The following is a 10879-nucleotide window of genomic DNA, read 5'->3' on the forward strand; positions in this document are numbered from 1 at the left end:
GACGGACCAGGCCCTGCTGGCCACCGACCGCATGGGCCGCATACCGCTGTTCTACACGGTGAGGGACCACTGTCTGGTGTTCGGTTCCTCGCTGGATGCCGTCATCACCCACCCCGTTGTTGATGCGCGTCTGAACGCCCAGGCCGTCTACCACTACGTCTATTTTCACGCCGTCCCCAGCCCGGACTCCATCTACGAAGATATCGCCCGCCTGCGCCCCGCACACGCCGTCGACTGGCAGGACGGCGCAGTCACGGTGCGCCAGTGGTGGACACCCCACTTCCAGCCGGACCGGACCGCGACGCCGGGGGACCTGGCGGACGACCTGCGCGCCGCCCTCGCGGCAGCCGTCGGTGATGCTGCGGCAGAGCATCACACGGCTGCATTCCTGAGCGGCGGCCTCGACAGCTCGACGGTCGCCGGCATGCTGGCCCGTCACCATGGCGGCCGGGCACAGGCCTACGCCATCGGTTTCGACGCCCCAGGGTATGACGAGATCGCCTACGCGCGCTCGGCCCGGGATCACTTCGGGCTGGACCTGCGCGAGTACTACGTCACCCCTGAAGATGTGGCGAACACCGTCCCGCGCATCGCCGCGGCGTACGATCAACCCTTCGGCAACTCCTCTGCCGTGCCTGCCTATCACTGCGCGCGCCGGGCCGCCGAAGACGGCATCGACCGGATGCTCGCCGGTGACGGTGGTGATGAACTCTTCGGCGGCAACCCGCCCTACGGACGCCAGCAGATTTTCGAGCTCTACGCCCGCCTGCCGGCCTCGCTGCGTCGCCGTGTCATCGAGCCGCTGGCATCCAGCCCGCTGGGTGGGCTGCCCGGGGCCCGCAAGCTACGCAGTTACATCCAGCAGGCCCGCATTCCGCTGCCGGAGCGACTGCAGAGCTATAACTTCCTGCACCGCCACGACCCAGCGGAGATCTTCGACGCCGGGTTTCTCGAGCATGTCGACCCCGAACTCCCCCTGGACCGTCAGCGCGCCGTCTACGCCAGCCCCGAGCACGGCACCGCGCTGCAGCGGATGATGTACCTGGACTGGCAGTACGTCCTGGCCGACAACGATCTCTGCAAGGTCAGCCGCACTGTGGCGCTGGCCGGAATCGACGTGGAATTCCCCATGTTGGACGAGCGCGTCGTCGCGCTGTCCTGCCGCATTCCGCCGGAGCTGCAGGTGCGCAGGGCGCAGCTCCGATGCTTTTACAAGGACGCCATGCGGGGGTTTCTGCCGGACGCCATCCTGCAGAAGAAAAAGCACGGCTTCGGACTGCCGTTCGGTGTCTGGATGCGTGACACCCCGGCACTCCAGGAACTGGCCGGCGATGCCCTGGCCAGCCTGCGCAGGCACGGGTGGTTCCGGGAGGATTTTCTCGATCGCCTCATGGACCTCCACCGCGGCGAGCATGCGGCCTACTACGGCGAGCTGGTCTGGGTGCTGATGATGCTCGGCCTATGGCTCGACACACGCGCGCAGTCCAGCCGGCTCTCCCTGCAGGCCTCTATGTCCTGAAGACGCTCCTGTACGCCATTGTGACGAGTCCTGCTCGCTCCCTGGCCGAGTCACTCAGCGTCACAGGGTGATGGTGATTCCCGGGTCATGAGGCCGAATATGCCCCTTGCAACCGGAGTGGATCGGCTGCCACTCGAACGCAGAATAATCGAATACAGGTTCGACACGAAAGGCTAGTCATGATACAACACAAAAAGCTAGCAAGTGCTATGCATTATAAGCTAAATATAGATCAGCACAATAAGCGAACAAGAGTGCGCCCGAAATGGCAACCCCGCAGGAGAAACTCGCCCGCGCTTTGGAAGCGCTGAGAAAGCTACAGGACACGAACCGGACCGCCATCCGGTCCGGCGATCTCACGCGAACAGACCGCGAGCGACTTCTCAAAGGCGGGTTTCTCCAGGAGGTCATGAAGGGCTGGTACATTCCGGCCCGTCCCGATGATTTGGCCGGTGATAGCACGCCATGGTATGCCTCCTTCTGGGGGTTTTGCGCGGACTATCTGCACCAACGCTTCGGCAATGAATGGTGCCTTTCCCCGGAGCAGTCCATTGCGCTGCAGGTTGGCAACCGTGCCGTGCCCGATCAACTCTTGGTCCGCGCGCCGAAGGGTCGTAACAAACCGACCGAGCTTCTCTATGGCACATCGCTTTTCGATATTCGGGCCAGCCTGCCGCCCGACAGCAACACGATCTTGATGGATGGCTTGCGCCTCTTCTCGCTGGAGGCCGCCTTGGTGGCCTGCGCGCCCGGCTTTTTCTCTGCTAACCCGACCGATGCGCGCGCCGCGCTGTCGCTGGTACGCGATTCCTCGGACCTCCTGTCGCGACTTCTCGAGGGCGGGCATACGACGATCGCCGGCCGGCTTGCAGGCGCGTTCCGCAATATGGGGCGCGACCGAGTAGCTGATGAGATTATCCGGACAATGCGGGCTGCCGATTATGATGTCCGCGAAAGCGATCCGTTCGCAGATCGCATTCCCGTCACTTTCGCGGTGCGGCCGGCATCTCCCGTGGTCAACCGTATTCGCATCATGTGGCAGGAGATGCGCGAGCCAATCATTGAACGATTTCCCGCCGCACCGGGACGGCCCAATGACCCGGAGGCCTATCTCCGGCATGTCGAGGAAATCTTTGTCGCCGATGCCTACCACTCCTTGTCAATCGAAGGCTATCGCGTCAGCCCGCAGCTGATCCGCCACGTGCGCCAGGGCGACTGGAATCCGGACGAAGATGAAAATGACCGAGAGCACCGCAATGGGCTCGCCGCTCGCGGCTACTGGCAGGCCTATCAGGTCGTACGGGACAGCCTGGAGCGCGTTTTCACCGGCGAGATCCCGGGACAGGTCGCGGATCACGATCATCCCACCTGGTATCGCGAGATGTTTGCGCCAAGCGTCACGGCCGGACTGCTACCGCGAGCCGACTTGGCCGGTTATCGCAACGGCCCAGTCTATATCCGCCGCTCCATGCACGTCCCGCCGGACCACGAGGCTGTCCGCGACGCCATGTCGGCGTTCTTCGAGTTGCTGTGTGAGGAAACCGACCCGGCCGTTCGCGTGGTGCTCGGGCATTTCATCTTCGTCTATATCCATCCGTACATGGATGGTAACGGCCGGATCGGCCGCTTTCTCATGAATGTTATGCTGGCTGCCGGCGGGTACCCTTGGACCATTGTTCCACTGGAAGAACGCGAGACCTATATGGCCGCGCTGGAAGACGCGAGCGTGCGGCAGAATATCATTCCTTTCGCCAATTTCCTTGGCCAGCTTGTTGAAACGGGGATCCAGGGAAGCGAGAAGATGTAAACAACCCCTGACTAAAGTCAGAGGCTTTTTATTATGGTGAGTCTAAGCGACCCCCACATCAGGACGATTTACGGCGTCCCTGGAAGAGACGGCGGTCTCTCCCAACCGGGCCAGGTTCGATGCCGCGTTGACATCCGCGTGCGCCCGGTTTCCACACGTGCAACTCAGGGTGTGCTTGTTGCGGCTGGCGAGCTGACCGCAAGCAGCGCAGGTCTGGGAACTGTACGCCGGGTTGACGTAGACCACCCGGAGACCCGCCGCTTCGGCTTTGTAGGCGATCATCACTTGGAGCTGCGCCCACGCCCAGCGGTGGAGGCGGGAGCGCAGACGCTTGCCCGCCTGGATCCGCTTGCGGATGTGGGTCAGCTTCTCCAGGGCGATAACACCCGCCCCGCACGCCAGCGCCTCCGCAATGATGGCCTTGCTCACTTCGTGGTTCACTTGGGTGACATGGCGGCGTTCGCGGCCGGAGACTCGTTTCAGCAATTGTTTTGCCGATTGCGAGCCGTTGCGTTGAAGCCGTCCACGAAGGGCAAGGAACCGGTCGCGGTCGTAGCGGAGTTTCCCGCCACCGAACACCTTCCCGGTGCTGGTGGCGGCGATGTTGTTCTCGCCCGAATCCACGCCGAGGACGCCACCCGCGCGGGGCGCCTCGGCCGGGACGTCGAGAACCAGGTTGAAGAACCATCCCTTGTTCTTCTGGACGAGTTTGGCTTCCTTGGGCGTACCGCGCTCCAGGTACTCCCGTTGAAAGCCCCCCAGCGCCATGGGGGCTCGGATGCGACCGTCCAGGGTGTAGAGCGACAGGGTGTCGCCCTGGATGCTGTAGGTCCGTTTGTCAAAGTGGACCGCGCCCCGGTCGCCGAAGACGACCTCCGGAAGCGGCCCCTCAAGCGGCAAACGCTTGTTGGCCTTCAGGGTCTTGTACGCCCCGACTACTGCCCGCATCACATTGCACGCCATCTGGGAGCCCAGGCGGGTCTTCTCGCGCACCGGGTAGTAGGCAAGATGGTGAAGCTGTACGCGGTTGGTGCAGCGCTTCTCCGAGGCATGCCCCATCGCCAGATTGCACCCTCGCGCAAACTCCGAGGCCAGGACCGACAGGGCCTCGGACTGCTCCGGGGTGGTGGTCAGCTTGATGGAGACGGTGCGCTGCATCTATCGTCGCCCCTTGATGGGCTCGGTGCGCTCGATGGAGCGCTGAATCGTCTCGGCGCTGACGTCGCCCGCCGTGCCAACGTCGTACGACGGCGGCCACAGGTGACCGCCCCAAAGCCGCTTTTTGAGCGCCGGGAATTGGCGGAACAGGTGCCTCGCCGTGGTGCCCTTCAGGATTTTTACCGCAACGGCCACCGCAACGGCCGGTGGAATACTCAAAAACAGGTGGATGTGCTCCGGCTGGATCTCCTTGGAGACGACCGGCCATTCGCGTTCCGCGCAAATCACCTCCAGCGCCTGCTCGACTGCGCTCGCCACCTTGCCGGTCAATACGTCGCGTCGATACTTTGGGCACCAGACCACATGGTAGGCCGTCTGGTAGACGCAGTTGCGGTTGGAAACGACATTAACCATTCACCACATGGTAGCGAACACGGCTTGCTTCGCAAGCCCGCAATTCCTCTCCCGACTGAAGTCGGAAGTTTCCTTGCGGAGGGTCTATGAGTCAGTTCACCGTGCCTAATTCATCACGAGCCGGTAGCCGCCCGCCGTCGGCGTGTTCCGGCAGTCCTACGTGCGTGCTCCGGCGCGGCGGAGGGCTGTCGAGGCGAATTACGGGCAGACAAAGGCCATGCTGCGGTGCAGCATCCCTCTGGTCCACCGACACCCAGCCCTACACGGGCCTATAGGCTGATCGCCGGCCGGATCCAGCTTGGCCTGTGCGCCTTGTCACCGATTGCCGCGTCGCCGTCTCATGGAGCCGCTGGCATCCAGCCCGCTGGGTGGGCTGCCCGGGGCCCGCAAGGTACGCAGCTACATCCAGCAAGCCCGCATTCCGCTGCCCGACCGCCTGCAAAGCTATAACTTCCTGCACCGCCACGACCCGGCGGAGATCTTCGACGCCGGATTTCTCGCGCATGTCGACCCCGACCTCCCCTGGACCGACAGCGCGCCGTCTACGCCAGCCCCGAGCACGGCACCGCACTGCACTGCACTGCACTGCACTGCACTGCACTGCACAGGATCATGCTGGCCGACAACGACCTCTGCAAGGTCAGCCGTACCGTGGCGTTGGCCGGAATCGACGTGGAATTCCCCATGCTGGACGACCGCGTCGTCGCGCTCTCCTGCCGCATTCCGCCGGAGCGCCCGCATGAGCGCCGCGACGAAGACCACACAGACCGCAGCTCCAATCCCTGTGACCACCTACTGCGCAAGCCACGGCTCCGCCCCAATTAGCGCAGATGGGTCAGAAACCGTTAGCGGTGACGTGACACCCCGGCACTCCAGGAACTGGCCGGGGATGCCCTGGCCAGCCTACGCAAGCACGGGTGGTTCCGGCAGGATTTTATCGATCGCCTCATAGACCTCCACCGCGGCGAGCACGCGGCCTACTACGGCGAGCTGGTCTGGGTGCTGATGATGCTCGGCCTATGGCTCGACACACGCGCGCAGTCCAGCCGGCTTCCGCTGCAGGCCTCCGTGTCCTGAACGCACTGTGTCACCGGGTTGTTGTGGCGAGCCCTACGCGCTCGCCGAGACACTCGGCGTCACAGCATGATAGTGATTCCGAGACGATCGGCAATTGCGAAGACTTGGCTTTCGATGTCGGGCCGCGTAAGCGGCGCTGGGCCTTCAGCGAGGGTGAAGCAGGTCCCTCTTCATGGCTGTAGTGACCCTCTCGGGATCGGTGTCGAGTAACTCAACCGGTCTGTAACCTCCTAGATAGCCATGCCTGGATGCGAACCAGAGAGCCATCGACCAGCCCGAGACTTCCTCGCCACCGATCGACAAGACCTCTCGGACCACATCCCGGGGACGCCCGTTTGAGTCGAATTGAAAGCCCGGGTAGTAAAGCTCTCCGTTGATCTCAACGGAAAATATGCGCCCTTGCTTGCGCAGTCTCGTCGCCGTTGCGTGAATGTTGCTGGCTCGATTTCCAGTGACTTCGTGCACTTGGCGCCCATCAAGCACATCGTAGCCATCAAGAAAGGCTTGGCGGGCCTGATGGTTTCGGCGCACCTGCGCCAACCTGGCCTGGCCATGGCTCTCAGGGAGAGTGAGCGGCGCAACGTTGATCAGCCTTTCCATGGTTTCTTCACTAATATCGTTGATGCGCCGGTCAACCAGGCTGAGAATCGTGCGAACGGTGTCGAGGACCTGCGGTTCCTCGGAAGTGATCCGCATGGTCTTCTCCTGCTCGACACGTATCCGCAGGTGCTTCAACTCTTCCCAGCCTTGCGGTTTGCCTGGCTCTCCAGGGGCAACAAAGCGTTATCCCGAGTCATGATGAGTCCTCACCTTATCGAACTCTTATCATTGTACTCACTCACCCGGCAAACGATACAGTTGCAGTTCAGCCAGGCCACCCGCCATGGATCATGTCTGTGTGCGCCGGCCTATGACTCGGCGCACTTGTCGAACCGGCTGCTCGACGGCTCCCCCCGCCACCACAGCCGCAACTTGACCCATCAGTGACCGATTACGCTCAAAGAGCACGGCCCAGCGCACACCGCCCCGCGCATCGGTCACGAACAGCGGAATCCGCGGTCACGTTCACCGGAATACGTACTCTCAGGGTTTCGACAGCAGCCCCGCCATCGCTCGCAGGCCGATCGCCTCCATATTCTTCGCGATCGGGTAACGGTCTTCGCCGGCGTAGACCACGAAGGCGCGGTCAGGCTTCAGATCCTCGCAGGCATTGTAAAAGCCTTTGCCGGGTTTCGCCGACGAGCCCAGTTTGACCTCGATCGCCCAGAGGCCGTTCTTGCCCGGCAGTTCGAGTAGGAGATCGATTTCGGCACCGGCCGACGTGCGGTAGAAGCTGGCAAGCATGCGCTCCGGTGCGGCGCCTAGCAGGTTCTCGATCACAAAGCCTTCCCAGCTTGCACCGACCACAGGGTGGCCCGCCAGCGCATTGTAGTCCGGAATGCCGAGCAACGCATGGGTCAGCCCGCTATCCCGCACATAGACCTTCGGTGACTTCACCAGCCGCTTGCCGATATTGGTGCGATAGGGCGGAAGGCGGCGCACCAGAAGCAAGTCGGCAAGCAGGTCGATGTAGCGCGTCACGGTCTGAGGGCTCGCCCCGAGGCCAGTCGCCAGCCTTGACGCGTTGAGGAGAGCGCCCTGGCTGTGTGCCAGCATCGTCCACAGGCGCTCCAGGGTTTCCGCCGGCAGACGCGGATTGAACAGGCCGACATCGCGCTGTAGGTAGGTACGTATGAAATCCTTGCGGATGGCAAGGCTGCGGTCGTCGTCTTGCGCCAGATAGCTGTCGGGGTAGCCGCCGCGTACCCACAGCTTGTTCAGCGAGTCGGCGTCGTCCGGAATTTCAAGGATATCGAGCGGGCCCATATCGACATAGGCGATTCGGCCGGCCAGGCTCTCGCCCGACTGGCGCAACAGATCGATCGAGGCCGAGCCCAGCATCAGAAAGCGCCCCGTGCCTTTTCCCTTGCGCCGGCCCCGGTCGATAATCCCGCGCAGCTCCTGGAAGAGTTCCGGGACGCGGTGAATTTCGTCGAGAATCACGAGCCGGTCCTCGAAGTGTTCGAGAAAAAGGCGCGGGTCGCTCAGCTTGTCACGGTCGGCCCGGTCTTCGAGGTCGAGATAGAGCCCGTCCAGCTCATCGCCGATTTCAAGGGCGAGCGTGGTCTTTCCCACCTGCCTGGGGCCGATAATGGCCACTGCGGCCTGGTAGCCGAGCGCCTCCCTCACCTTATCCGTGATTCGCCGTGGTATCATCCTTGCATTTTATCCACTAAGTGGACAATTTGCATGGAGACAGTGTGATGCAGTAGCGAGTCCCTGTAATTCTTCGGCCTGTTCGAGGATTTGCAAGGATCCTTCTCAATCATGTGGTTCCCTTAGGTCGGCCGTCGAACGGGACGAAGAGGCGGCATTTGAAATGCATCTACAAGGCTTGGCGCGTCCGCATTAAGGCGGACCGGGCTCTATGCCGCTTCGCTCTACCAGGGCCGCACAAGGTCTTGGCCCATTCGGGTGACGATCCCTCGCGCAAAGTGAGGAGGGCGGCTGAGGCCGCCCGTTTTCGATCGCGCCCGCTGTCTTTGTGTCGCAGTTGCTGCACCTGGCTCGCCCCTTGCGCACCCAGGGCCTGGCGGACTTCCATCAGGTGCAATTCCTGAAGGAAGCACGCCCGCGTGTGGCCGGTGACTGCAACCCTTTGCCCTATCACTCAGCGTCGCAGTGCACCTTGACGGAGTCGGAACCGATGATCAGTTGACCGGCATGGGTACGACCCGTCAACGCAAGCACGGTATTGTCGCCACAAGAGAGGCCCAACCTCTGGGGTTTAAACTGCAAGACCAGATCGTACTCAGCGCCATCACCACTCACATCCCTTACGTCTGCCAAGCCAGGAATGGTGCGGGCATTGGACGGGTGAATGCGCACTGACAGAGGATCGACCTGCAGTGCGTCAAACGTCTCGGTTGTCAGAATGGCTACGGGCAGAAACAGTCCACGACGTTTGAGCGGATTGGGATGCTCCCCGGGCAGAATATCCATGGTAATGGCCACAGCGTCGATGCCCAGCGTTTCGAGCATTTCCCGGGCGACCAGCAGGTGCAGCGCCGTGGAAGGATGCTGGGAATCCCAGAACACCGAGCCGTCGGCATCATACCGGTCGGGTCCTATGGGAGTGCAATCGCCAGGCTCTTTAAGCACGATGAGGCAATTCCAGGCAGGCCCGAGGTCGGTCGGGGTGTTCACAAACCCGAACGAGGATGGATTGGCATCTATTTCGTTGAACAATGCGTAAACGTCGGTGCTGTATAAACGAATATCTTCGAGCTCAACCAAATTATTGTTCAGGGTAGCACCCAGAAGGCCGTTATGCGCCCTGGTTGCCTCTCCGAGAACTTCGCGGGTTCCCGGATTGGCCTCTTCTATCACCGCTGCGATCGGGATGTTGCCCAGATCAGGGAGGTTAGCGACTAGAAAATTCCGCGCTCCCATGCCGTGCAACTCCCGTATTGCGGTCTCAATATTGCCAACCGTTTCCTCGGGACCTCCTGTGGGGATTCCCTTAGTGCCTGCGAGCAGGTAATCGTTCGCACCGGACCATACCACATAAAGGGCTTCAGGGTCGGCCATCCCGCCCGTGTCGGAATGAAACTCTTCGACCTGCCCCAGGAGCCCCCGTACCGGAAAATCTCCAGGAGTCAGGTTAGTCTGCCCTGTACCCGACCCCCCGTAGGCGAAGGAGGTACTGGACGAGCAGGATGGATCTTCCATTGAAGGCTGCAATGTGAATCCCAACGCAATCGCCAAGTAATCTGCCGCCACGAAACCATTGGTAAAGCGTCCGGAAAAATAGCGCTCCGGAGGCGGAACTGCACCGTCAGTCACTACAAGAACGTTGCCAACATCGGATAAACTGTCTCCAAAAACACATATTTTTTCCAAGTTCTTCAATTCGTTGGCTTCCGCTTTGTTCAGACCGAAAATAAGCGCCCCCATTGTCACTGCAATGATGCCAGCAACTCCTATTGCTATCATCTTCATTTATGTCACCCTTTAACTTTTTTGAATGTATAGCTTACCTTGATTCACTATCCCGGATTGTCGAGCTTCGAGCCACCCACCGTCAGCGTCAGTAACAACGCTTGACTTACAAGAATAGGGGAAGACGGATAGAGGCGCTAGCACCTGATCGGCGCCTGATCCGTTAGCCACCCGCGCCGTTGGGCGCCTGGCAAGCTCGGCGATTCGCCCCAGGGGCACCGGGCTCAAGCGGAGTCGGTGCGGGTCGCGAGGTCCCTCAGCGGCAGCAACAACCGAGCGCAGCCTGGACAACCCATGAAGCCGGAACGAAGGCGTTTGAATCCGCCTGCGCACGCCGGCTCAGGAGATTGCGCGGCCAGCCGCACAGCAACCCACCTCAGGGATAGGCAAGGCGGCGTTACGCCAATACACTGCAATCACCAACAACAGGGAACTACCGGACCGCCTGATGGCCGATCTTATCCACGACCTGATCCTGAGCACGGCCCAGCGCGTGCCGAATAACACCACACTGAGCTACAAAGGGGACCAACAGAGTTACGGGCACCTCGCAGCCGCCGTGCTTGCCTATGCCCGCTCCCTGACTGAGACCGCCGGGCTGGAGCGCGACGAGCGCGTCGCCGTCTACCTGGAGAAGCGGCCCGAGGCGGTGGTCGGCCTGTTCGGGGCCGCCGCCGCGGGTGGCGTGTTCGTCCCCGTTAACCCGTTGCTGAAACCACCCCAGGTCGGCTACATCCTGCGGGACTGCAATGTGCGCGTGCTCGTCACCTCGGCGAGCCGTCTGGAGCAGCTTGGCGATGAGCTCAGCCACTGCCATGACCTGCACACCGTGGTTGTGGTCGATGGCCCACCGATGGACCCGC

9 protein-coding genes are annotated in these 10879 nt (G+C 61.9%); 4 read left to right on the forward strand and 5 right to left on the reverse strand.

Going from position 1 to position 10879, the window contains the following annotated elements; genetic code table 11:
- Both QZT63_RS10070 and QZT63_RS10075 read left to right on the forward strand, forming a co-directional pair.
- Positions 1-1519 (forward strand): asparagine synthase-related protein (locus QZT63_RS10070; RefSeq protein ID WP_290650834.1); only part of this gene is annotated, 1519 nt, incomplete at its 5' end.
- Between the two features lie 409 nt (positions 1520-1928).
- On the forward strand, positions 1929-3326 hold the full coding sequence (locus QZT63_RS10075; protein ID WP_290650836.1) for a Fic family protein: 1398 nt from the start codon (positions 1929-1931) through the stop codon (positions 3324-3326).
- A gap of 42 nt (positions 3327-3368) precedes the next feature.
- On the opposite strand, the gene QZT63_RS10080 is transcribed toward QZT63_RS10075, so the two are convergent.
- Both QZT63_RS10080 and tnpA read right to left on the reverse strand, forming a co-directional pair.
- Positions 3369-4484 carry a transposase gene (locus QZT63_RS10080; protein ID WP_290650838.1) on the reverse strand — a complete coding sequence of 372 codons (1116 nt, stop codon included), beginning with the start codon at positions 4482-4484 and terminating at the stop codon, positions 3369-3371.
- Positions 4485-4898 (reverse strand): IS200/IS605 family transposase, encoded by a 414-nt coding sequence (gene tnpA / locus QZT63_RS10085; protein ID WP_290650840.1) that lies wholly within the window; start codon positions 4896-4898, stop codon positions 4485-4487.
- 612 nt (positions 4899-5510) lie between these two features.
- On the opposite strand from tnpA, the gene QZT63_RS10090 reads away from it, so the two are divergent.
- Positions 5511-5723, forward strand: coding sequence for a hypothetical protein (locus QZT63_RS10090; protein WP_290650842.1), 213 nt, complete (start codon positions 5511-5513; stop codon positions 5721-5723).
- Between the two features lie 396 nt (positions 5724-6119).
- Here QZT63_RS10090 and QZT63_RS10095 read toward each other — a convergent pair whose 3' ends face one another.
- From QZT63_RS10095 to QZT63_RS10105, 3 genes are all read right to left on the reverse strand, one after another.
- Positions 6120-6671 (reverse strand): hypothetical protein, encoded by a 552-nt coding sequence (locus QZT63_RS10095; RefSeq protein WP_290650844.1) that lies wholly within the window; start codon positions 6669-6671, stop codon positions 6120-6122.
- A gap of 387 nt (positions 6672-7058) precedes the next feature.
- Positions 7059-8204 carry an ATP-binding protein gene (locus QZT63_RS10100; RefSeq protein ID WP_290650846.1) on the reverse strand — a complete coding sequence of 382 codons (1146 nt, stop codon included), beginning with the start codon at positions 8202-8204 and terminating at the stop codon, positions 7059-7061.
- 477 nt (positions 8205-8681) lie between these two features.
- Entirely contained in the window at positions 8682-10016 is a 1335-nt protein-coding gene (locus tag QZT63_RS10105; RefSeq protein WP_290650848.1) for an SGNH/GDSL hydrolase family protein, read from the reverse strand.
- 448 nt (positions 10017-10464) lie between these two features.
- Here QZT63_RS10105 and QZT63_RS10110 point away from each other — a divergent pair.
- Positions 10465-10879: AMP-binding protein (locus tag QZT63_RS10110; RefSeq protein ID WP_290650850.1), on the forward strand; the 415-nt coding region annotated here is incomplete at its 3' end.

Origin of the sequence: Aquisalimonas sp., from assembly GCF_007120195.1 — a bacterium.
Taxonomy (GTDB): domain Bacteria; phylum Pseudomonadota; class Gammaproteobacteria; order Nitrococcales; family Aquisalimonadaceae; genus Aquisalimonas.